At 66.3% G+C, this 21,198-nt stretch carries 19 protein-coding genes and 1 tRNA gene; 17 read left to right on the top strand and 3 right to left on the bottom strand.

Going from position 1 to position 21,198, the window contains the following annotated elements:
* Positions 1–115: 115 nt before the first annotated feature.
* Positions 116–982, top strand: coding sequence for a sugar phosphate isomerase/epimerase family protein (locus tag P0D62_RS06825; protein WP_275701878.1), 867 nt, complete (start codon positions 116–118; stop codon positions 980–982).
* Between the two features lies 1 nt (position 983).
* Here the strand turns inward: P0D62_RS06825 and P0D62_RS06820 are convergent, their stop codons facing one another.
* Positions 984–2,000 (bottom strand): LacI family DNA-binding transcriptional regulator, encoded by a 1,017-nt coding sequence (locus P0D62_RS06820; protein ID WP_275701877.1) that lies wholly within the window; start codon positions 1,998–2,000, stop codon positions 984–986.
* Positions 2,001–2,111: 111 nt separating this feature from the next.
* On the opposite strand from P0D62_RS06820, the gene P0D62_RS06815 reads away from it, so the two are divergent.
* From P0D62_RS06815 to P0D62_RS06800, 4 genes are all read left to right on the top strand, one after another.
* Entirely contained in the window at positions 2,112–3,284 is a 1,173-nt protein-coding gene (locus tag P0D62_RS06815; RefSeq protein ID WP_275701876.1) for a Gfo/Idh/MocA family protein, read from the top strand.
* Positions 3,281–4,306: a sugar phosphate isomerase/epimerase family protein gene (locus P0D62_RS06810; RefSeq protein WP_275701875.1), complete on the top strand. Its 1,026-nt coding sequence runs from the start codon at positions 3,281–3,283 to the stop codon at positions 4,304–4,306. Before P0D62_RS06815 ends, P0D62_RS06810 begins: the two co-directional genes overlap by 4 nt.
* A 7-nt stretch (positions 4,307–4,313) precedes the next feature.
* A complete protein-coding gene (locus P0D62_RS06805; protein WP_275701874.1) occupies positions 4,314–5,315 on the top strand; it encodes a substrate-binding domain-containing protein in 1,002 nt (333 codons plus the stop codon).
* A 283-nt stretch (positions 5,316–5,598) separates the two neighbouring features.
* Positions 5,599–7,098 carry a CoA-acylating methylmalonate-semialdehyde dehydrogenase gene (locus P0D62_RS06800; RefSeq protein WP_275701873.1) on the top strand — a complete coding sequence of 500 codons (1,500 nt, stop codon included), beginning with the start codon at positions 5,599–5,601 and terminating at the stop codon, positions 7,096–7,098.
* Between the two features lie 610 nt (positions 7,099–7,708).
* Here the strand turns inward: P0D62_RS06800 and P0D62_RS06795 are convergent.
* Entirely contained in the window at positions 7,709–8,839 is a 1,131-nt protein-coding gene (locus tag P0D62_RS06795) for a helix-turn-helix transcriptional regulator (RefSeq protein WP_275701872.1), read from the bottom strand.
* Positions 8,840–9,027: 188 nt separating this feature from the next.
* On the opposite strand from P0D62_RS06795, the gene P0D62_RS06790 reads away from it, so the two are divergent.
* Positions 9,028–10,413, top strand: coding sequence for an FAD-binding oxidoreductase (locus tag P0D62_RS06790; RefSeq protein WP_275701871.1), 1,386 nt, complete (start codon positions 9,028–9,030; stop codon positions 10,411–10,413).
* A gap of 18 nt (positions 10,414–10,431) precedes the next feature.
* On the opposite strand, the gene P0D62_RS06785 is transcribed toward P0D62_RS06790, so the two are convergent.
* Positions 10,432–10,860 (bottom strand): VOC family protein, encoded by a 429-nt coding sequence (locus tag P0D62_RS06785; RefSeq protein ID WP_275701870.1) that lies wholly within the window; start codon positions 10,858–10,860, stop codon positions 10,432–10,434.
* A 152-nt stretch (positions 10,861–11,012) separates the two neighbouring features.
* On the opposite strand from P0D62_RS06785, the gene P0D62_RS06780 reads away from it, so the two are divergent.
* The 11 genes from P0D62_RS06780 to P0D62_RS06730 all read left to right on the top strand — a co-directional run bounded on the left by P0D62_RS06780 (position 11,013) and on the right by P0D62_RS06730 (position 21,035).
* Positions 11,013–11,264: a hypothetical protein gene (locus P0D62_RS06780; protein WP_275701869.1), complete on the top strand. Its 252-nt coding sequence runs from the start codon at positions 11,013–11,015 to the stop codon at positions 11,262–11,264.
* Positions 11,264–11,689: a hypothetical protein gene (locus P0D62_RS06775; protein WP_275701868.1), complete on the top strand. Its 426-nt coding sequence runs from the start codon at positions 11,264–11,266 to the stop codon at positions 11,687–11,689. The genes P0D62_RS06780 and P0D62_RS06775 overlap by 1 nt, the downstream gene beginning before the upstream one ends.
* Positions 11,686–12,006, top strand: coding sequence for a winged helix-turn-helix domain-containing protein (locus P0D62_RS06770; protein ID WP_275701867.1), 321 nt, complete (start codon positions 11,686–11,688; stop codon positions 12,004–12,006). Before P0D62_RS06775 ends, P0D62_RS06770 begins: the two co-directional genes overlap by 4 nt.
* Before the next feature lie 248 nt (positions 12,007–12,254).
* Positions 12,255–14,279: a DNA topoisomerase (ATP-hydrolyzing) subunit B gene (gene gyrB / locus P0D62_RS06765; protein ID WP_275702030.1), complete on the top strand. Its 2,025-nt coding sequence runs from the start codon at positions 12,255–12,257 to the stop codon at positions 14,277–14,279.
* Between the two features lie 134 nt (positions 14,280–14,413).
* Entirely contained in the window at positions 14,414–17,089 is a 2,676-nt protein-coding gene (gyrA, locus tag P0D62_RS06760) for a DNA gyrase subunit A (protein ID WP_319946991.1), read from the top strand.
* Entirely contained in the window at positions 17,082–17,774 is a 693-nt protein-coding gene (locus P0D62_RS06755; protein ID WP_275701866.1) for a DUF3566 domain-containing protein, read from the top strand. Before gyrA ends, P0D62_RS06755 begins: the two co-directional genes overlap by 8 nt.
* Before the next feature lie 162 nt (positions 17,775–17,936).
* Positions 17,937–19,151 carry an AAA family ATPase gene (locus P0D62_RS06750; protein WP_275701865.1) on the top strand — a complete coding sequence of 405 codons (1,215 nt, stop codon included), beginning with the start codon at positions 17,937–17,939 and terminating at the stop codon, positions 19,149–19,151.
* A gap of 65 nt (positions 19,152–19,216) precedes the next feature.
* Positions 19,217–19,783, top strand: a complete 567-nt coding sequence (locus P0D62_RS06745; RefSeq protein WP_275701864.1) for an RloB family protein — start codon at positions 19,217–19,219, stop codon at positions 19,781–19,783.
* A 152-nt stretch (positions 19,784–19,935) separates the two neighbouring features.
* A tRNA-Ile gene (locus P0D62_RS06740) sits at positions 19,936–20,009 on the top strand.
* A gap of 152 nt (positions 20,010–20,161) precedes the next feature.
* Positions 20,162–20,563 (top strand): helix-turn-helix transcriptional regulator, encoded by a 402-nt coding sequence (locus P0D62_RS06735; protein ID WP_275701863.1) that lies wholly within the window; start codon positions 20,162–20,164, stop codon positions 20,561–20,563.
* Between the two features lie 58 nt (positions 20,564–20,621).
* Complete coding sequence (locus P0D62_RS06730) at positions 20,622–21,035, top strand: VOC family protein (RefSeq protein ID WP_275701862.1); 414 nt, start codon at positions 20,622–20,624, stop codon at positions 21,033–21,035.
* Positions 21,036–21,198: the final 163 nt, after the last annotated feature.

Here is a 21,198-nt window from a genome sequence, read left to right as displayed (position 1 = left end):
ATCAATTGACAGGACATGGGGCCGATCGTAGAATGAAGTTACTTGGAGCGATCCAAATGAGGCTTACGGCCGACCGCGCAATGCTGCGCTCGGCGACCTAGTGAAGGAGACTTTGATGGTGAAGATCTTGCTCGACCCGTCGATGTATCACCCCCACCTCACGGTGGCGGAGGAACTGCAGAAGGCGGCCGATCTGGGCTACCAGTACCTCGAGCTGTCACCGCGTGCCGACTTCCATGAGTGGCATCACTACCCCAAGGTGGACGATGCCGAGATCGCCCGTGTGAAGAAGGCCATGGCCAGCACGGGCGTCAAGATCCACTCGTTCAATCCCGTGTTCAACTGGGCGTCCCCGGATGAGCAGGAGCGCGAGCACCAGGTGCGCAACTGGAAGCGCCTGCTGGAGATCGCTGAGGAGCTGGAGGTTCCGCTGATCGCCACCGAGTACTCGGGCGATCCGAACCAGCCGGTACGCAGCGAGGGTCAGTTCTTCAAGTCCATGGAGGAGTTGATCCCGCACTTCGAGAAGCGCGGCCTGGAGTGCGTCATCGAGGCGCATCCCTACGACTTCGTGGAGACCAACGACCGTGCGGTGCAGATCGTGCGGGGGATCAACAAGTCCTGGCTCAACTACCAGTTCTGCTTCCCGCACATGTTCCATCTCTCCCAGGGTGGCACTGACGTCGTGGGCCTGATGGAGTACGCCGGGGACCGGCTGAAGCACCTGCACGTCGCAGACGTGTTCAACCATTTGGCGAACGTGGGCAACCGCTACATCATCAATCCGCCCGGTGTGGACACCCGCATCCACCAGCACAACGAGATCGGCAACGGCGAGGTGCCCTGGGATGCCGCCTTCGAGCACCTCCGCTCGATCGGCTATGACGGCACCGCCTCGGTGTGCGTCTTCGGCTGGGAAGAAGACGCCGACGCCATCCACATTCGCATGCGGGAACGCCTCGAGGCAGAACTGGGGCAGTGAGTCAGCGGTGCGGTTGTCCCGAGGTGGATGACCGCACCACCAGCTTCGTCGGGATGACGATCGTCTCGGGCTCCTTGTCGGGGTTCTCGAGCCTGCGCAGGAGTACCTGGCCGCACGCGCGCCCCACGTCGTAGCCCCGGGCGTCGATGGTCGTGAGGTCGAGGAAGCGCGCTTGGGCGAGGAGGGAGTCGTCGTACCCGGCGAGTGCCACGTCGGCCGGCACCTCCCTCCCGCGCTCGCGAAGGGCTGCCCTGGCGCCCAGCGCCATGGTGTCGTTGGCGGCGAAGACGGCGGTCACCAGGGGGTGCTGGTCGAGGAGTTCGAGCGTGCCAAGGTAGCCGCCCTCCTCATTGGTCTCGTTCTCCTCACCCGCGTAGCGCGGCTGCTCGCCGGCCTCGGTCATGCTCTCTATGTAGGCGTCCAGGCGGGCCTTCGCCGATCCGCCCACGCCTGTGACGTGCCCGATCGCGGTGTGCCCGCGTTGCCGCAGGTGAGTCATGATGAGGCGCACCCCGAGTGCCTCGTCGGCGAGCACGCGGTCGACGCCCTCGATGCCGTGGAGCCGGTTGCCCTGGAGGACGGTGGGAATGCCGGGGGATGCAAACGTGTGTCTTGGCTCGCCGGCGATCAGCAGTGCGTCGACCTGGGTGTCGAGGAAGCCTTCGATGGCGTTCATCGTCCTGTCGCCGAGTTGGTAGTGCTCGCGCACCGCGACCTGGAACCCTTGCGGTCCCATCACCTCGCGCACCCCGTTGAGGAGTGCGACGAACCAAGGATTCTCGAAGTCGTCGATGACCAGGCCCACCATTCGCGAGCGGCTGGTGGCCAGCATCGCTGCCGCCCAGCTGGGCCGGTAGCCGAGGCGCGCGATGGCCTCCTTGACGGCCGCTCGCTTCGCCTCACTCACCAGTGGTGAGTCGTTGAGCACGAGCGATACCAGCGACTTCGACACACCGGCCTCTCGCGCCACGTCGTAGATGGTCGGGCGCGATGAGCGGTGTGCTGGGTTCTTTGCCATAGGGATCGACCCAGATTCTGCCATACCCCGGATTGGCATTGACAGGACAAATAGCTCCATGTTCTAATAAACCTACTTGGAGCGTTCCAAGTAGACATCAAGGAGGATGAGTTGACCATCGGTGTAGCTGTCATCGGCGCCGGGATGGCGGGCAAGTCGCATGCTGCCGCCTACCGCGTAGCCCCGACTCTCTATGAGTCCACGCTGCCTGACCTGCGTTACGTCGCGATCGGCGACATCAACGCGGAACTCGGGGCGGCCACGGCCAAGCGCTACGGCTATGAGCGCTCGGTCACCGACTGGCGCGAGATCGCCGCCGATCCCTCGATCGACGTGGTCAGCGTCGTCATCGCCAACAGCCTGCACCTCGAGGTGGTCAGGGGACTGCTGGAGGCCGGCAAGCACGTGCTGTGCGAGAAGCCGCTCAGTGACACGCTCGAATCGGCCCGCGAGATGGCGCGCCTGGCGCGCGAGGCCAGCACCATCGCCCGCATCGGCCTCACCTACCGCCGCCAGCCCGGGCTCGCCGCGATCAAGAACTGGATCGAGGACGGCACGCTCGGCCGCGTGCTGCACTTCAGCGGCCGCTACTGGTGCGACTACGGCTGCAACCCGCAGGGTCCCATGAGCTGGCGCTACCAAGGCCCGATGGGCTCCGGAGCGCTCGCCGATGTGGGTAGCCACCTCACCTACCTGTCCGAGTTCCTCTGCGGCGACATCAGCGCCGTCAGCGGCGGTACCTTCTCCACCGCGATCAAGGAGCGCCCGCTGCCGCTGGGTGCCGTCGTCGGGCATGGCCTGGCTGCCGTATCGGATACCTACGAGCCAGTCACCAACGACGACTACGCGTCCTACACCGCGCTGTTCCCCGACTGCGCCGGAACGCTCGAGGTCTCCCGCGTCGCCGCCGGCTACCCGAACGCGCTCGACATCGAGATCTTCTGCGAGAACGGCGCCGCGAGCTTCCATCAGGACACGCCGTCGCAGATCCGTCTCTACCTGCACGACGACGAGCCCGGAAAGAACGGCTACCGCACCGTGAACCTCGGCTCCGATCACCCCTACGTCGCCGGCGGCTTGCCGATGGATGTCTCGGGCGTCGGTTTCGGCCAGAACGAAGGATTCACCTTCCAGGCTCGTGCCTTCCTCGAGGAGGTGGCGGGTATCGACGAGGAGCGCTCGCTGCCCCGCAATGCCTCCTTCGACGAGGGCGTTCACAACATGGAGATCCTGGCTGCCGTCGCTGAGTCGGCCGCCAACGACGGAAAGAAGGTTGAGCTGTGAAGCTCGGCGTCTACAACGCGATCCTGCACGACCGGCCCCTCGCTGAGGCGCTGACGGTGATCGCCGATCTGGGCCTGGAAGGCATCGAGATCAACTCGGGCGGCTTCCTGCCCCCCGTTCATATTCAGGAGATCGACGAGATCATCGCCGATGCGTCGGTGGCGAAGAAGTACCTGGCCCGGTTCGAGGGCACCGGGGTATCGATCGCCGGCCTGAACTGCAACGGCAACCCGCTGCACCCGAACCCGGAGATCGGCGCCAAACACGCCGACGACGTGCGTAAATCGATCCGTGCGGCTGCTGCGCTGGGCCAGAACCGCGTGGTCACCATGTCCGGTCTGCCTAGTGGCGAGCCCGGAGCGCTGCGTCCGAACTGGGTGGTCAACGCCTGGAACTCGGCGGCGCTGGATGTGCTGGACTACCAGTGGGAGATCGCGGCCGCGTTCTGGTCGGACATCGACCAGCTGGCCAAGGACCACGGCGTCAAGGTGGCCCTCGAACTGCACCCCCAGAACATCGTGTTCAACGCCCGCGACGTGCGCAAGCTCGTCGAACTGACCGGCGCCACCCATGTCGGCGTCGAACTGGATGCGTCGCACCTGTTCTGGCAGCAGGCCGATCCGGTAGCCGTGGTCAAAGACCTCGGACCGCTGATCTTCCATGCTGCGGCCAAGGACATTCGTATCAACACCGAGCATGCCCGTCTCAATGGCGTGCTGGACAACGGTTTCCGACGCCTGTCGCCGGACGAGCCGCGCACCAACCTCGGTGGTGACGAGTGGGCCAACGAGTGGCCGAAGGACTCCTCCTGGGACTTCGTTGCTCTTGGCAAGGGTCACGACGCCGCCTACTGGGCAGAGTTCATCGCCGCGCTGTACGACGTCGATCCCGACATGTGCCTCAACATCGAGCACGAAGACACCGAGCTGGGCCGTATCGAAGGCCTCGAGGTGGCATCCACCGTCCTGAAGGACGCTTGGGCCAGCTACCTCACCACCAACCCCACCGCCACGAGGAAGTGACAACATCATGAAGTTCAAGAAGATCACGACGGCGTTATGCGGCGTCGTACTGGCCACCGCCCTGAGCGCCTGTGGCGGCACCGCCGAGACCCCCTCTTCGGACGGGACCACTGCCGACAACGGCGGCGGTGACAAGCCCCGCGTCGCGTTGATCGCCAAGTCGATCGCCGGCGAGTTCTGGGTGACCAGCCGCGAGGGTGCAGAGAAGGCCGGTGAGGATCTGGGTGTCGAGGTGAGCTTCAATGGCACCGACACCGAGTCCGAGGGCGAGAAGCAGCTCAATCAGCTGGAAGCTGCGATCAACGGCAAGCCCATCGGCATCGGGTTCGCCGCCCAGAATGGCGCTGAGGAGGGTGCGCCCCGCCTGCTGGAGCAAGCGACGAAGGACGGCATCAACATCGTCGCCTTCGCCACGCCGATGAGCTTCTCCGACTCTCCCATCGCCACCGTCGCGTCCAACAATGTGCTGATGGGCGAGATGGCCGCAGAGAACATGATCCGGGTGCTCGACGGCAAGGGCAAGGTCGCCATCATCACCAACGGTGAGGTGGGCGACGCGGCCATCCGGCGCGACAGCTTCCGCGACTTCATCGCGGCGAACGCACCCGACATCGAGATCGTCGACGTGCAGAACGGTGAGGCCGATCGCGCCAAGTCGATGGACAAGGCCCAGGCCATCCTGCAGGCGAATCAGGATCTCGCAGGGTTCTACTGCACCGGCGACCACGGCACCATCGCCGCCGCCGACCAGGTCAAGGCCATGGGCAAGGACACCAAGGTCATCGGCATCGACGCCAACCCCGAGATGGCCTCGATGATCCAGGCCGGCGAAGTGACCGGTGTGGTGACCCAGGACGCCTTCCAGGTGGGCTACCAGACCGTCAAGGTGCTGGTCGACGCGGCCAACGGCACCATGCCGGCGGAGAAGGAGGTCGTGGTTCCGTCCGTGTGGGCCGACCAGGACAACATCACGGAGCCCGATGTCGCGAAGGTCATGGGCCTCAGCTGACAAATACAGACCGTCAGGCCCCACGCGGGGGAGGGTGTGGCAGCCGGGGCCTGACGTTATCTCCCCCGCGCTCCTTGTGATCGGTGCTCCCTCGGCCAAAGGCCGAGGGAGCACTGTCTTTGGGAGCCGGATCCTGGGTGGAGGGGTTGAATGGCGGCCCTTCGGATGCTATTGTCTATACAAATGACAGCGGGGAAGTGCTGTTACATCTGGCAGACATCGCAAAGGTTGCGGACCGGGCCCCAGGGCACAAGGCCACGACAGGACAGGAAGGCAAGGGTAAATGACCCAGACCATCACGCATTGGATCAACGGAGCGCCGTACGAGGGCACCCCGAGCAAGCGCATCCCCGTCGAGAACCCGGCTACCGGCCAGGTCGACTCGGAGCTGCTGGCCGCGAGCAAGGAAGACCTCGACTACGCGGTGTCCGTCGCTCGTGAGGCCCAGAAGAAGTGGAAGAAGTACTCCCTGGCCAAGCGCACCGCGATCATGTTCAAGGCGCGTGAGCTGGTGCTGGAGCGTCAGGACGAGTTGGCCAAGTCGATCGTCAACGAGCACGGCAAGGACTACGGCGATGCGATCGGCGAGATCCAGCGCGGCCGCGAGACCATGGACTTCGCCTGTGGCATCAACGCCGCTCTGAAGGGTGAGTACTCCTTCGACATCGCCACCGGCGTGGACATCCACACCGTGCGCCAGCCCGTCGGCGTGGTCGCCGGCATCTGCCCGTTCAACTTCCCGGTGATGGTGCCGATGTGGATGCACCCCGTCGCCATCGCCACCGGCAACGCGTTCATCCTGAAGCCCGCCAGCCCCACGCCCACCGCGTCGCTGATCATGGCTCAGATCTACAAGGACGCCGGCCTGCCCGACGGCGTGTTCAACGTCGTCTCCGGTACCCGCGACATGGTGACCGAGGTGCTCGAGCACCCGGGCATCGACGCCATCTCCTTCGTCGGCTCCACCCCGGTGGCCGAGATCGTGATGGAGAAGGGCACCGCCACCGGCAAGCGCGTGCAGGCCCTGGGTGGCGCGAACAACCACGCCATCGTGATGCCCGACTCCGACCTCGACTTCGCCGCCGGTCACATCTCCGCCGCCGCCTTCGGTGCCGCGGGCGAGCGCTGCATGGCGCTGCCGGTCGTCGTCGCCGTCGGTGGTATCGGCCCGAAGCTGGCCGAGATGGTCAAGAAGCACGCCGAGAAGATCAAGGTCGGCTACGGCCTCGACGAGGGCGTCAACATGGGCCCCGTCATCACCGCCAAGGACAAGCAGCGGATCACCGACTGGATCACCGAGGCCGAGGACGCCGGCGCCACCGTCGTGCTGGACGGTCGTGACCTCAAGGTCGACGGCTACCCCGACGGCTTCTGGCTGGGCCCGACGATCCTCGACGACGTTCCGCTGGAGTGCAAGGCCTACTGCGAAGAGGTCTTCGGTCCGGTGCTCACCATCGTGCACGCCGAGAACTACGAGGAGGCCATCGAGCTGGTCAACTCGTCCCCGTTCGGCAACGGCACCGCGATCTTCACCAACGACGGCGGCGTGGCGCGTCGCTTCACGTTGGACGTGGACGCGGGCATGGTCGGCGTGAACGTGCCGATCCCCACCCCCGTGGCCTACTACTCCTTCGGTGGTTGGAAGGCGTCGCTCATTGGCGACACCCACATCCACGGCCCCGAGGGCGTGAAGTTCTACACCCGCCTCAAGGCGATCACCTCTCGCTGGCCCTCCGAGTCCGGCACCTACGCCGCGACGATGTCGTTCCAGCGCGAGGAGTGATCCTCTAGCGGCTCACTGCGAAGGACGGTGGTCCTGGTCTCTCGATCAGGACCACCGTCCTTTTGTGTCCCCGGACCCTCGTGAGGAGGGTCCGAAAAAAAGTTTTGGCGTTTTTTCTGGTTTCGCGTCATAGCTGCGTCGGGATCCGGTCTTTATGTGTAGCGACGTCGGGCATGGGGATGACCGGCGGGCTAACCGGACAGAGCGCTGGCGGTGTCGGATCGGGGGATCCCACACATATCGGTGTCTTGGTAGCTGGTCTCTGTTCCGGGAGGCACCCGCTGACCGGGTTGGTCTGGTTAGGCGTTTGGTCGGTTTCGGGGCCCTGCTTTTCTTGGGGGCAGGGTCCCGGACCACCAACCGATGGGGTTGCTGCGTGTTGGAGTGAAGGATGCAAAAGGGAAGACGAGATCGCGTGTCGCGGATGGTGATCGTGATGGAGTCCTCACCGGTGGCGCAACAGCATTGGGGCTGTGCGTCGCAAGGGTAGTGAGCCATGGGGATGGGCCTACGAATGATCCTTCGATAGCTCCTGAGAGGGGTGCGGTACCGGTGAACCACCGGCACCGCACCCCTTCTTCGTTCTCTCTTGTTGGTTCGTGGGTGTCTTTCAGGCCACGAACCAACCCCCGGGCCCGACGCCCGTGCTGAGCCGCGGGACGTACTGGTCGAAGTAGACCCGGGCGATCAGCTCACGGCGGCTGCGTACCGAGGCCTTCTCGAAGATCGACTTCAGGTGGTCCTGCACCGTCCACGTGGACAGGTGAAGGATCCGGCCCATCTCCTTGGTGTCCATACCCTGCAGGATGAGCGCCACCACGTCGCGTTCCCTGTTGGTGAGGCCGAACGCCGCGACGACGAGCGGAACCACCTCTGGCGGCCGGGCCTCCTCGATCGTGACCACGACCTCCCCATGGACACCGTCGCGTGCGCTCAGCGGCGTGGCATGAAGCACCAGCCACAGTCCGCTGGCGGTGCGGATCCGGGCCCGCGGCGGGCTCGGCCACTCGCCGCGGGAGTACCGTCGCGCGGCCCCGACCAGCGACGAGATCACCCCCGCCGGCGAGGTGCCGGCGCTGCCGAACCTCAGCTCCTCCACCCACCGGTCGGCGCCGGGGTTGAGCTGGACGATCTCGTCGTCCTGGCCGACGATCATCACGCCCGGACCCACCGGCGATTCGATCGGCGCCGATGCCGACAGTGAGGCGAGCAGTCCTCCGCGCACGCCCGCCCCCAAGACGAGCGAGAGCGATGCGAGGAAGGCGATCTCCTCAGAGGCGAACGGCCGTTCGTCGGTGGAGCGGAACAGGGCGGTCGCGCCCCACAGGTGGCCTTGATCGACGCAGAGCGCTCGGGCCTCGTCGCCATACCCGAAGGCCGGGCGCATCAGCTCGCGCACCCGAGGCGACTCCTCCGGGTGGCCCGCGGTGCTCTCATGGACGCCGGCGGCGCGCGTGCCGTCGTCCGCCATTCGCATGAAGGCGGTGTCCTCGCTCGCCCCGTACTCGATCAGACCCCATTGGTGATCGCGCTCATCGCGTCCCTCCAGGCTTCCGAACTTCCGGGTGCCGGTGAGCAGGCGCGTTGACGGGTCGACGGTGCTGAAGCAGGCACCTGCGAAGGGCACGGCGCGGTGGAGGGAGGCCAGCGCCTCGCCGAGGAACGCGTCGAGGTCGAGTCCGGCGTGCGCGACGACCTCGATGTCACGGCGCACGCGTTCGGCCATCAGTCCACTCGGCATGGATGAATTCTGCGCCTACGGGACGCATTACGGAACCCCAGATTCCTGGGGGGTGTCTCCGCTCAGCGCCGTGGCGACGTGAAGTCTCCGGCGTCGCGGGATGTTGTGGCGGCCGGCGGCACCGCACGCTGGGGAGTCTCGTGATCATCCCGCAGGCGGCGACGCCTCGACGAAGACAAGGAACCGACATGCCACAAGACCTCAGAGAGGCCACCTCACGCACCTCCCCGGCCGAAGCCCTGCGAGGGCTCTGCCAGGGCCGGGTCTACCTTCCCGGCGACCCAGGCTACGACGGCGCCCGCGTGCCCTGGGCGGTGCACGTCGACCAGCGCCCGGCCGCCGTCGCCGTCCCGCATTCCGCCGACGAGGTGGTCGACGTCGTCCGCGCGGCCGTCGGAGCGGGCCTGTGCATCGCGCCGCAGAGCAGCGGCCACGGCGCCGGTCCGCTGATCGGCGTCGATCTGTCCGACGTGGTGCTGATCCGGCTGGGTGAGCTCACGGGCGTCGAGGTCCATCCGGAACGGCGGGTCGCCCGGGTGCTCGGTGGGACGCTGTGGGAGGAGGTCGTCCAGGCCGCCGCGCCGCATGGGCTCGCGGCGCTGCACGGGTCGTCGCCCGACGTCGCGGTGGCCGGCTACACCTTGGGGGGTGGGCTGTCGTGGTACTCGCGCCAGTACGGCCTGGCGGCCCACCATCTGCGGGCCGTCGAGATCGTGCTGGCCGATGGGCGACTGGTGCGCGCCGACGAGACCAACGAGTCGGAACTCTTCTGGGCGCTCAAGGGTGGGGGCGGGAGCTTCGGTGTGGTGACGGCGCTCGAGTTCGACCTGCTGCCGATCGGTGACGCCTATGCAGGGATGCTGCTGTGGCCGCAAGATCGGGCAGGGGAGGTGGTCCGCGCGTGGGGTGCGTGGACGCGCGGGCTTCCCGAGTCGGCGACCACGTCGTTGCGGCTGATGAACTTCCCGCCGTTGCCCGAGCTGCCGCCGTTCCTCAGCGGGCGGGCGCTGGTCGTCGTCGACGGCGCGATCCTCGACGCCGACGAACCTGCTCAGGAACTCCTGGCCCCGCTGCGCGCGTTGGCCCCCGAGATGGACACGTTCGCCAGGGTGCCTGCGCCTGCGCTGACCCGAATTCACATGGACCCGGAGGGACCGACGCCGGCGGTGTCGGCGGCCTGCTTGCTCGACGCACTGCCCGACGAGGCGATCGGCGCGCTGCTGGACGTCGCAGGCCCCGGCTCCGGCACCTCGGTGCTGGCCGCGGAGATCCGCCACCTCGGCGGAGCGATGGGGCGTCCCGCCGAGGCCGCGCTGGACCGGCTACGCGGTGACTACCTGGCCATGTTCCTCGCCATCGCCGCGACGCCGGAGATGGGCGCCGTGGGGATGGCCGACGCGATGCGCGGGGTCGCAGCGTTGGTGCCGTGGACCGCCGACGGGCGATACCTCAACTTCGACGACAACGCCGTCGAGGTGTCCGAGGGCTACGGGTGCGTGGCCTGGGAAAGGCTCCGTGTGATTCGAGACCGCGTGGACCCCGAACGCCGACTCGTGGCGAACCATCCCCTCTGACGCAGAGGCAAGTGAGGCCTAGACCACGCAGAACTCGTTGCCCTCGGGGTCGAGCATCACGATCCATCGACCCGTGAACTGCTCGTCGAAGACCTCGACGAGAGTGGCCCCGGCGGCGACGAGCTCGTCGGCCTTCGCCTGCAGCGCGCCCATGTCCTTGTTGTCGCGCGACAGGGAGACCCGGACATCCAGGTGCAGGCGGTTCTTGGCGGTCTTCGACTCCGGCACCTTCTGAATGAAGATGCGGGGGCCGACGCCGTCGGGGTCGATGATCGCGTTGGCGTCGTTCCAACGCTCCCGCGGGAGGCCCCAGGCGACGAGCGCCTCCTCCCAGGTCTCGTGCGGCGGGGGCGGTGGCTCGCGGACGTAGCCGAGCGCGGACGCCCAGAACTCGCCGAGAGTCAGGGGATCGGCGGCATCCATGGTCAGCGAGAACTTCGTAGTCATGGCCTCACCCTGCCCGCTGCTCGGTGTCGACGCAATACCTCTGGGGAACCGAAGAAGCCAGCTTCTAGAAAGTACTTGTCAATCCGGAAAGTATTTGTTAGGCTCAAGGTAGTTGAGATCCCCACAAGGATCCGTACCGATAGGAGCCAGCCATGAATGCGAAGACCCGGAACCAGAACCCCGACCGGATCCGCGGCGCGCTGAGCATGGTCTGGGTGGGGCCCGTGATGGGGATCGCCTGCATGATCGGCCTCTTCTGCTACGCCGTGGCCAACGGCTCCGCGCCGATGATGGTGGTGGCGTCGAGCGTCGCCGCGAGCATGGGCGCGGTCTGGGCCTCCACCTACGCCGCCTTGCGCTCCCAGCTCGCCAAGGCTGCGAAGGCAACGAAGGCGGCCCAGTAATGAGCACCACGCCCACCCCCGACGAGGCCCGCGCGCTGCTCGAGAAGGCCGCGCTCACGACGTCGGCGAGTCGGGTCGGCGCCAGCTGGCCGCACATCGCCGGGCTGCTGGGCATGGGGGCGGCGTCCTCGCTCGCGCTTCCCGCTCTCGCCTATGTGCCCCGCGAACTGCGCCTGCTTCCGCTGCTTCTCCTCTTCGCCTGGATCGCCACCCTGTTCGTGTTCTCCCGCGTCTTCGGCTGCTCCCTCAAGGAGGGCTTCGGTCGACGGTGGGTCGTCACCATCCTGATCTGGGGTGCCGTGTGGGTGGCCGGGATCGTCGGCACGTCCTGGCTGTTCGTGGGTCAGGCATGGTTCCTCATCGCGGCCAGTGTGGCGCTCACGCTGGTGGCGTGGATCGGGGCATGGGTCGAGGCACGGCGATGAGTTCCACCCATCCCCGGCACGAGCTGGTCGACGCGCTCACCCACCCGGTGCGGTTCTCGCTGGTGGCCGCGCTCAACGGCATGGATACTGCGGAGTTCGCCATGATCAGGGATCAGCTTCAAGTCAGCGACTCGGTGCTGAGCCGCCAGGCCTCGCAGCTCGAAGAACTGGGCATCGTCGCCATCAAGAAGGGCTACGTCGGCAAGCGCCCGCGCACCTGGCTCAGCCTCACCCCGGAGGGGCGCCGGCAGTGGACGGCGCACCTCGCCGCCTTGCAGGCGATCGCGAGCCTCGGCGTTCCGTCGTCGACGAGCTAGCCGATCAACGCCCATCCGCTGGAGGCGGCGATTTGGCGTTGTGGCGGCTGAGGGGCTGTAGGGGACCTAGGCCAAGGGGCCGCGAGGCGACGACGAGAGCCCTCCAAGGCCGCTGAATGGCATTTATGCACAGCCCACGCCCGATTCTCCGCTACATCTAGTAAGATCGGAGAGTTGCTTCGGCGCCGATCCCACTGGCGCCGGTTTTCTGGCTAGACCCAAGGAGTCAGTGCGTGGCTGAAGACGCGATGACCGTCGATGAATCGATCGAGGATCTCGGTGAGTTGCTCGACGAGGGCGACACCTCGGTAAGCGGCACTTACGACGCCGATCAGATCTCGGTTCTCGAGGGCCTGGAGGCGGTGCGCAAGCGCCCGGGCATGTACATCGGCTCGACGGGGGAGCGTGGCCTGCACCACCTCGTCGCGGAGATCGTCGACAACTCCGTCGACGAGGCTCTGGCCGGTTACTGCACCACGATCGACGTCGAACTGCTCGACGACGGCGGCGTCCGCGTCAAGGACGATGGCCGTGGCATCCCGGTGAAGATCCACCCCGTCGAGGGCATTCCCACCGTGACGCTGGTGCTCACCGTGCTGCACGCCGGTGGCAAGTTCGGCGAGGGCGGCTACAAGGTGTCCGGCGGTCTGCATGGCGTGGGCTCGTCGGTGGTGAACGCGTTGTCGTCGCATTTCACCGTTGACGTGTGCCGCGACGGCTACCACTACCGGCAGAGCTTCGAGCTGGGCGTGCCCACCACAGAGCTGGAGCAGCTGGAGGCTACGGACGAGACCGGCACCACCATCACCTTCTATGCGTCGTCGGAGATCTTCGAGACCACCGAGTACAACTACGACACGCTCGCCACGCGCTTCCGTGAGATGGCCTTCCTGAACAAGGGCCTGCGGATCACGCTCACCGATCTGCGTGCGCACAAGCAGGCGCCCACCGGCGACGAGGGCGAGACCGACACCCCGTACGACGAGTTCCACTACGAGAACGGCCTGATCGACTTCGTGCGCTACCTGTCGGCCGGCAAGGACGTGATCCACCCGTCGGTGATCGCCGTCGAGGCGCACGCGCCCGAGGCCGGCATGGGCGTCGAGATCGCCATGCAGTGGAACACCACCTACACCTCGAGCGTCTACACCTTCGCCAACACCATCAACACCCACGAGGGCGGCACCCACGAAGAGGGCTTCCGCGCCGCGCTGACCAACACGGTCAACAAGTGGGGCGAGAACTGGGGCCTGGTGAAGAAGAAGGAAGACCGCGTCTCCGGCGACGACATCCGCGAGGGCCTCACCGCCATCGTCTCGATCAAGGTCTCCGAGCCCCAGTTCGAGGGCCAGACCAAGACCAAGCTGGGCAACACCGAGGCGCGTTCCTTCGTGCAGCGGGTGATGAACGATCGCCTGGGCGACTGGTTCGAGCGCAACCCGTCGGAGGGCAAAGACATCGTCCGCAAGTCGCAGGCTGCGGCCGCCGCCCGCATCGCAGCACGCAAGGCGCGCGACATGGCCCGCAGCCGCAAGGGTCTGCTGGGCGGCGGCGGCCTGCCGGGCAAGCTGATCGACTGCCAGTCGACCGACCCCACCGAGTGCGAGATGTTCATCGTCGAGGGCGACTCCGCCGGCGGCTCGGCCCGCGGCGGACGCGACCCCCGCACCCAGGCCATCCTGCCCATCCGCGGCAAGATCCTGAACGTCGAGAAGGCCCGCATCGACCGCATCCTGGCCAACAAGGAGGTCGAGGCGATCATCAACGCGCTCGGCACCGGCATCCAGGAAGAGTTCGACGTCGCCAAGCTGCGCTACCACAAGCTGGTGCTGATGGCCGACGCCGACGTCGACGGCGCCCACATCCGCACCCTGCTGCTGACGCTGCTGTTCCGCTTCATGCGCCCGCTCATCGAGGCCGGCCACGTCTACCTGGCTCAGCCCCCGCTGTTCCGGCTGCGCTGGACCAACGCCCCGCACGAGCTGGCCTACAACGACGCGGAGCGCGACGGCTTGCGCGACGCCGGCCTGGCCGAGGGCAAGAAGCTGCCCCAGGTCAACCCGATCCAGCGGTACAAGGGTCTCGGTGAGATGAACCCCGACGATCTGTGGGAGACCACGATGGACCCGGAGAACCGGATCCTGCTGCAGGTCACCCTCGACGACGCCGCCATGGCCGACCAGATGTTCTCGATCCTGATGGGCGAGGACGTCGAGCAGCGCCGCACGTTCATCCAGCGCAACGCCCGCGACGTGCGCTTCCTCGACATCTGACATGACGCTCCTTGGATCGTGCGAGGAACGAGCCTCGAAAGGTTCGGGTCGTCGGGCAGCCTCCTGCCCACGGCGCCGGCCGCTTCGAGGCTCCTTCGTCGCACCTCAACGAGCGGGATACTGAAAGGTAATCCATGACTGACACCCCGCAGGGCCCCGACGAGACCACGGAGCCCATCGAGTCGACCGTCGACGAGATCAAGGCCCCTGGCCTGGGCACGGTGAACCCCGTCGATCTCCAGGTGGAGATCCAGCGCTCCTACCTCGACTACGCGATGAGCGTGATCGTGGGTCGCGCGCTGCCTGATGTGCGCGACGGCCTGAAGCCGGTGCACCGCCGCGTGCTGTACGCGATGTGGGACGGCGGCTACCGTCCTGACCGCGGCTGGAACAAGTGCTCCCGCGTGGTCGGCGAGGTGATGGGTCTCTACCACCCGCACGGCGACTCGGCGATCTACGACACCCTGGTGCGCCTGGCGCAGCCGTGGGCGATGCGGCACACGCTCGTCTCCGGTCAGGGCAACTTCGGCAGCCAAGGCAACGACAAGGCCGCGGCGATGCGGTACACCGAGTGCAAGATGGCGCCGCTGGCCGTCGAGATGGTGCGCGAGATCGAGCAGAACACCGTCGACTTCAAGCCCAACTACGACAACCGCGAGATGGAGCCCACGGTGCTCCCCGCGCGCTTCCCCAACCTGCTGGTCAACGGCTCGACGGGCATCGCGGTGGGCATGGCCACCAACATCCCGACGCACAACCTGCGCGAGGTCAACGACGCGGTGCAGTGGGCGCTGCAGCACCCCGATGCCACCCGCGAGGAGCTGCTCGAGGCAGCGATGCAGCGCATCCAGGGCCCCGACTTCCCGGGCGGCGGCCTGATCGTCGGCCGCGCCGGCATCGAGGAGGCCTACCGCACCGGCCGCGGGTCGGTGATCATGCGCGCCGTGATCGATATCGACGAAGACGCCAAGGGCCGCACCCAGCTGGTGATCACCCAGCTGCCCTACATGTGCAACCCCGACAGCCTCGCCCAGCGCATCGCCGACCTGGTGAACTCCGGCAAGCTCACCGGCATCGCCGACATCCGCGACGACACCTCTGCCCGCACGGGCCTGCGGATCGTCGTCGTGCTGAAGCGCGACGCCCAGCCGCGCGTCGTGATGAACAACCTGTACAAGCACACCGCGCTGCAGGACACCTTCGGCTGCAACATGCTGGCCATCGTCGACGATGTGCCGCGCACGTTGCGTCTGGATCAGTTCATCTCGCTGTGGATCAAGCATCAGCTGAGCGTGATCCGCCGGCGCACCCAGTTCCAGCTGGAGGACGCCGAACGCCAAGCCCACATCTACCGTGGCCTGGTCAAGGCGCTGGACATGCTCGACGAGGTCATCGCGCTGATCCGCCGCTCGCCCAACACCGAGCAGGCGCGCCAGGGCCTGGTTGAGCTGCTGAGCATCGACGAGGTGCAGGCCACCGCGATCCTCGACATGCAGCTGCGTCGCCTGGCGGCCCTGGAGCGGCAGAAGATCATCGACAATCTGGCCATGCTCGAGGCCCGGATCGAGGATCTGAAGGACATCCTGGCCAAGCCCGAGCGTCAGCGCGAGATCATCGCCACCGAGCTGCAGGCGATCGTCGACAAGTACGGCGACGAGCGTCGCACCAAGATCATCGCGGCCGACGGCGATTTCTCCGACGAGGACTTCATCCCTGACGAGGACATGGTGGTCACCATCACCCACGGCGGCTACGCCAAGCGCACCCGGGCGGATCAGTACCGGCTGCAGAAGCGTGGCGGCAAGGGCGTGCGCGGCGCGTCGCTGCGGGCCGACGACGAGGTGGCGCACCTGTTCACCACCACCAACCACCAGTGGCTGCTGTTCTTCACCAACCTTGGGCGCGTCTACCGCACCAAGGTGTGGCAGCTGCCGGAGGCGGGCCGCGACGCGAAGGGCGGCCACGTCGCCGGCCTGCTGAGCTTCCTGCCCGACGAGCAGATCGCCCAGGTGCTGACGCTGCGTTCCTACGAGGACGCCGACTACCTGCTGCTGGCCACCAAGCACGGCCTGGTGAAGAAGACGGCGCTGGCCGCCTACGACTCGCCGCGTCAGGCCGGTGTGCTCGCCGTGAACTTCCGCGAGCCCACCGATGAGCTGATCGGCGCCACGCCCTGCTTCAACAACGACGACGTGCTGCTGCTGTCGAAGAAGGGCCAGGCCATCCGGTTCTCGGCCGACGACGACCAGCTGCGTCCCATGGGCCGCGTCACCTCCGGTGTCACCGGCATGAAGTTCCGTCCCGGCGACGAGCTGCTCTCGATGGCGGTTCTACCCGGAGGGGCCGACGAGTCCAACCGCTTCGTGTTCACCGTCACCGACGGCGGCTTCGCCAAGCGCACCGCCGTCGAGGAGTACCGTCGCCAGGGTCGTGGAGGCCTGGGCATCAAGGCCATGAAGCTCAACGAGGACCGCGGGTCGATCGTCGGTGGCCTGATCGTCGAGGAAGGCGACGAGGTGATCGCGATGAAGGCCTCCGGCCAGATCACGCGCTCCGCTGTCGCCGAGGTGCCCGTCAAGGGCCGCGACACCATGGGGGTGAAGTTCGTCGGCGTGAAGGGCGACGACACGGTCACCGCCATCACGCTGTACCCCGAGTCGAACGGCGAGGCGGCAGCCGAGGCCACCGACGAGGAGATCCCCGTGGAGGCGTCATCCGCGGCAGATTCGGTCGAACCCGGTAACGTTGCTTCGGACGAGTCCCCCGATGCGGACGCCGTCGTGATTGAGGAGGCCACCCCCGATGAGTGATGCGCCACGCTGGCCCGGAGCCAATGGCAAGCCAGATCTGGTCTTCGCGCCCGCCGATTCGCGGGAGCGCACGGAGCAGTCGGCCGAGCCGGCAGGGAGCCCCGAGTTCGCTGCGCCCGAGCCCATCCCCACCTTCGTCACGCGGGAGAACCCGCTGGTTCCGCCGGACGTGCTGCGCCAGGAGAGCCCTGCCGGGGTCGATCTGAAGCTGGGGCCGGTCGCGGGCACCGTCACGTCGGCCGCCGGCGAGGGTGAGACGACGCGTCAGCCGGTGGTCATCACCGAGGACGACGCGGCGCAAGAGCGTGCGAAGGTGCGCCGCACCCGCAAGGCCCGGTTGCGGTTGTCCCGCATCGATCCCTGGTCGGTGATGAAGACCTCGTTCCTGTTCTCGATCGCGTTCGGCGTGATGCTGGTGGTGGCGATCTTCGCCCTGTGGTCGGTGCTGGCCAGCTCCGGTGCCCTTCAAGAGGCCAACAACATGATCAACCAGCTGATCGGCGACGGCGGGCAGTCCTTCAACATCGAGGACTACCTGAGCATGAACCGGATCATGGGTCTCACCGTCGTCGTCGCGGCGATCGACGTCGTGATCCTGACCGCCCTGGCCACCCTGTTCGCCTTCCTCTACAACCTGTCCGCGACGGTCCTTGGCGGCCTCGAGGTCACCCTCGCAGAGGACTGACCTGAGTCTCTGAACGGCCATGGCACGCTAGAAGAATGCACCTAAGCTGCAATCTGGCCGCCGTTTTCGTCTAGAATCGACGAAAACGGCGGCCAGATTGCATAGAGGTTGCGAATGCTCATTCGGTTTGAAGTCGAGAACTTCCGGTCCATCCTTGAGCCCATGGAGCTGTCGCTGGTCGCTATCGACCAGCGACCCGAGGTGCGCGAGTTTCCGAGGGTCGGCGTGGGTCTACTCCCGGTGGCTGGAGTTTTCGGACCCAATGCGTCGGGGAAGACGAACATGCTCGCGGCGCTGGCTTGGCTGAGGACCGCGGTCATGACGTCGATGCGCAACTGGGACGAGTCCATCCCTGTTGAGCCGTTCGCCTTCGAGTCGGCAAGTGGGAGAGACTCGTCGTTCGTCCTCGAGATGGAGGTGCACGGGGTCAGGTTCGAGTACTTGCTGGACGTCGGTGTGCACAAGGTGAGCTACGAGGCGCTCTTCCACTATCCGAAAGGTCGACGCCGGTTGATCTTCGAGCGGGAAGACAAGCAGCTGTCGCTCCAGCGCGGGCTCGGCGAGCTCTCGGGGACACGGGCGCTCCTCACCAATCGATCGCTCGTCCTTTCCATAGCGTCGCGGTTCGATGAGCGGTACACCTCGTCATTTGCCAACACGCTAAGGCGAGTGACCAGCCTAGGCCAACCGCTTGGGGGACGGCGTCGAGGCATGCCAGGAAGCTGGCGCTCGACGCTTCGGGTGTTCGAAGATGATCAGGACGCTCTGCCGTTCCTTGATGAGCAGTCTGCCGAGGACCGCGGTTCTCGGCGTGATCGGGCGATCTCGTTGCTCAGGATGGCGGATCTCGGTGTCGCGGACGTGGAGATCGAGGAACCGGACGAGGGCGAGTCAGCGCTGTTCCAGCGAGGTATCCAACGACCGCAGTTGGTGCATATCGTTGGGGGGCAACGTAAGGCGTTGCCCTATGAGAGCGAATCCTCTGGAACGCAGGCATGGTTTGAGTTGATCGGGCCAGTTCTCACCGCGTTGGACTACGGTTCAGTGGTGCTCTTTGACGAGTTCGACGCGAGCCTGCACCCAACCCTCACTGCCCAGTTGGTGAAGCTCTTCGAGGAGCCAGGTTCGAACCCTCGTGGTGCTCAGCTGATCTTTACTGCGCACGACACCAATCTCCTCAATCACCTCAATCGTGACGAGGTCTGGCTGACCGACAAGCTCAACGGGGCTACGCGCTTCGCGCCGCTATCAGACTTCGCAGGTGAGCGGGTTCGCCAGTCGCGCAATCTCGAGACTGGCTATCTGAGTGGACGCTTCGGTGCGCTCCCTGACGTCGCTCAACCCGAGGTGCTGAGAAGTCTGGGGCTGATCGGATGAGCGCTCGTGACCGACAGCGTCGAGGGAAAGACCTGCGACGCGGGCGTGGTACACGACTGCCGTTGATGACCTTTCGGGTGTACAGCGAGGGAACGGTCACGGAACTTGAGTACATCAATGCGCTCAAGCGGTTGCCCGAGTTCCGTGACAGTGTCGCGGTGACGATAGAGATCGCAAGATCTGGCGGACAAGCGGTGCAGCTGGTGAATACAGCTCGCAATGACAAGCGAAAGAGCAATCTGGACATCGACCAGTACTGGTGTGTCTTCGACGTGGAAACGCCACCCGTTCCTGGGCTTGTCCAGGCTCTCCAAACTGCATATGACAACGGATTGAGGGTTGCGGTCAGCAATCCGTGTTTCGAGTTGTGGTTGCTGCTCCACCACGAGGTCCAGCGCGGGTATCTCACGAGTGCCGATGCCTACAGACGTCGGCGGATGCTGGACAAGGCAGACGACAAGCATATCGACGGCGAGTCGTACGTAGGCAGGCGTAGCGTGGCTGTGCGGCGGGCGAAAGAGCTTCGTGCCAAGCATGAGAAGGACGGCACGTCTTCTCCTGGAGACAATCCGTCTTCCACGTTCGATCAGTTCGTCGAGGCGCTCGAGCAGGCATTCGTGCGTCAACGCTGATTGGGGGTCGAGAGGTATATCGAGGTGCTAGTCCGTTTAGGTCCGGCCTGTAGCTCGGTAGAGCGCCTCGTCGCGGCTCTTGTTTGGACGGTGTGCTCGGGCCTGGTTTGGCACTCTCCCGAAAGGTCCGCTAGAGTTACTCCTCGGTGAACGGGCCTATAGCTCAGACGGTTAGAGCGCTGCCCTGATAAGGCAGAGGTCACTGGTTCAAGTCCAGTTAGGCCCACCGCACGGACGGCCCCTGACAAGCAGAAATGCTAGTCAGGGGCCGTTTCATGTACCGCAGCAGGCGGGCCGAGTGCGTGCAGCCGGGCCAGGATTCCGTGCGTCGCTCGCCGGTGAGCCGGGGGACGACCGGCCCAGCAGTAGTCTTGGCGCATGGCTGAGCAGGATCCCCGCACCCTCGCGCATCTGCGCCGGGCGCGCGATCTGATGGCCCGCGACTACGCCAAGCCGCTCGACGTGCCGACGCTGGCGGCGCGGGCGCTGATGTCGCCGTCGCACTTCTCGCGTGAGTTCAAGATCGCCTACGGCGAGACGCCCTACTCCTATCTGATGACTCGCCGGGTCGAGCGCGCCATGGCGCTGCTGCGCTCTGGATGGAGCGTGACCGACGCCTGCATGGCCGTCGGTGCCACGTCGCTCGGCTCGTTCAGTTCGACATTCACCCGGCTGACCGGAGAGACGCCCAGCGCCTATCGGTCCCGCCCGCACGACGCCGTCGAGGCGATGCCGCCGTGCATGTCGAAGCTGCTCGCCCGACCGGCCCGATTCGTCTGAACGACATCGAGCAGGATCGGAGAAGCGTGCCGCCGGGTCCGTTCGTAGCATGGCAGGCATGACAGGTATCTCACTCTCGTTCTGCCCCATCACCGTCGACGATGTCGACGCGTCGATCGCCTTCTACCGCGATGCTCTCGGCCTCGAGGTCACCAACGATGTCGCCTCCGACGGCCACCGCTGGGTCACGCTCGGCCAGCCCGGGCCGACGTCGACCGCGCTCGTCCTCTCCGACCCGGCCGCCGGCCGCTCTCCCGAGGACGGCGAGGCACTGCATCGGCTCGTCGCCAAGGGCGTCGGCCCCGGGCCGTACGTGTTCTTCGCCGACGACCTCGACGCCCTCTTCGAGCGGGCGAGCACCTCGGGCGCCGAGGTGCTGCAGGAGCCGATGCAACAGCCGTGGGGCGTGCGCGACTGCGCCTTTCGCGATCCGGCCGGCAACCACATCCGGGTCAACGAGACGCGCAAGTAGCTCCCCTGCCGCTCGCGTCGGCCTAACCGTGGACTGCTCATCAATGCGGTTGCGGGGGGGGGGGGGGGGCCCCCCCCCCCCCCCCCCCACCCACCACCCCCCCGCCCCCCCCCCCCCCCGGGGCCGGGGGGGGGGGGGGGGGGCCCCCGGGGAACCCGCAAAA

The organism is Tessaracoccus caeni (assembly GCF_029211185.1).
In the GTDB taxonomy this organism is placed as follows: domain Bacteria; phylum Actinomycetota; class Actinomycetes; order Propionibacteriales; family Propionibacteriaceae; genus Arachnia; species Arachnia caeni.
This window is presented reverse-complemented; position numbering and strand designations above follow the sequence as displayed.

Excerpts from the sequence above, each read along its gene's own strand:
- P0D62_RS06825 (WP_275701878.1), top strand. The coding sequence starts at position 116 with ATGGTGAAGATCTTGCTCGACCCGTCGATGTATCACCCCCACCTCACG.
- P0D62_RS06820 (WP_275701877.1), bottom strand. The coding sequence starts at position 2,000 with ATGGCAAAGAACCCAGCACACCGCTCATCGCGCCCGACCATCTACGAC.
- P0D62_RS06805 (WP_275701874.1), top strand. The coding sequence starts at position 4,314 with ATGAAGTTCAAGAAGATCACGACGGCGTTATGCGGCGTCGTACTGGCC.
- P0D62_RS06800 (WP_275701873.1), top strand. The coding sequence starts at position 5,599 with ATGACCCAGACCATCACGCATTGGATCAACGGAGCGCCGTACGAGGGC.
- P0D62_RS06795 (WP_275701872.1), bottom strand. The coding sequence starts at position 8,839 with ATGCCGAGTGGACTGATGGCCGAACGCGTGCGCCGTGACATCGAGGTC.
- P0D62_RS06790 (WP_275701871.1), top strand. The coding sequence starts at position 9,028 with ATGCCACAAGACCTCAGAGAGGCCACCTCACGCACCTCCCCGGCCGAA.
- P0D62_RS06785 (WP_275701870.1), bottom strand. The coding sequence starts at position 10,860 with ATGACTACGAAGTTCTCGCTGACCATGGATGCCGCCGATCCCCTGACT.
- P0D62_RS06780 (WP_275701869.1), top strand. The coding sequence starts at position 11,013 with ATGAATGCGAAGACCCGGAACCAGAACCCCGACCGGATCCGCGGCGCG.
- P0D62_RS06775 (WP_275701868.1), top strand. The coding sequence starts at position 11,264 with ATGAGCACCACGCCCACCCCCGACGAGGCCCGCGCGCTGCTCGAGAAG.
- P0D62_RS06770 (WP_275701867.1), top strand. The coding sequence starts at position 11,686 with ATGAGTTCCACCCATCCCCGGCACGAGCTGGTCGACGCGCTCACCCAC.
- gyrB (WP_275702030.1), top strand. The coding sequence starts at position 12,255 with ATGACCGTCGATGAATCGATCGAGGATCTCGGTGAGTTGCTCGACGAG.
- gyrA (WP_319946991.1), top strand. The coding sequence starts at position 14,414 with ATGACTGACACCCCGCAGGGCCCCGACGAGACCACGGAGCCCATCGAG.
- P0D62_RS06755 (WP_275701866.1), top strand. The coding sequence starts at position 17,082 with ATGAGTGATGCGCCACGCTGGCCCGGAGCCAATGGCAAGCCAGATCTG.
- P0D62_RS06750 (WP_275701865.1), top strand. The coding sequence starts at position 17,937 with ATGGAGCTGTCGCTGGTCGCTATCGACCAGCGACCCGAGGTGCGCGAG.
- P0D62_RS06745 (WP_275701864.1), top strand. The coding sequence starts at position 19,217 with ATGACCTTTCGGGTGTACAGCGAGGGAACGGTCACGGAACTTGAGTAC.
- P0D62_RS06735 (WP_275701863.1), top strand. The coding sequence starts at position 20,162 with ATGGCTGAGCAGGATCCCCGCACCCTCGCGCATCTGCGCCGGGCGCGC.
- P0D62_RS06730 (WP_275701862.1), top strand. The coding sequence starts at position 20,622 with ATGACAGGTATCTCACTCTCGTTCTGCCCCATCACCGTCGACGATGTC.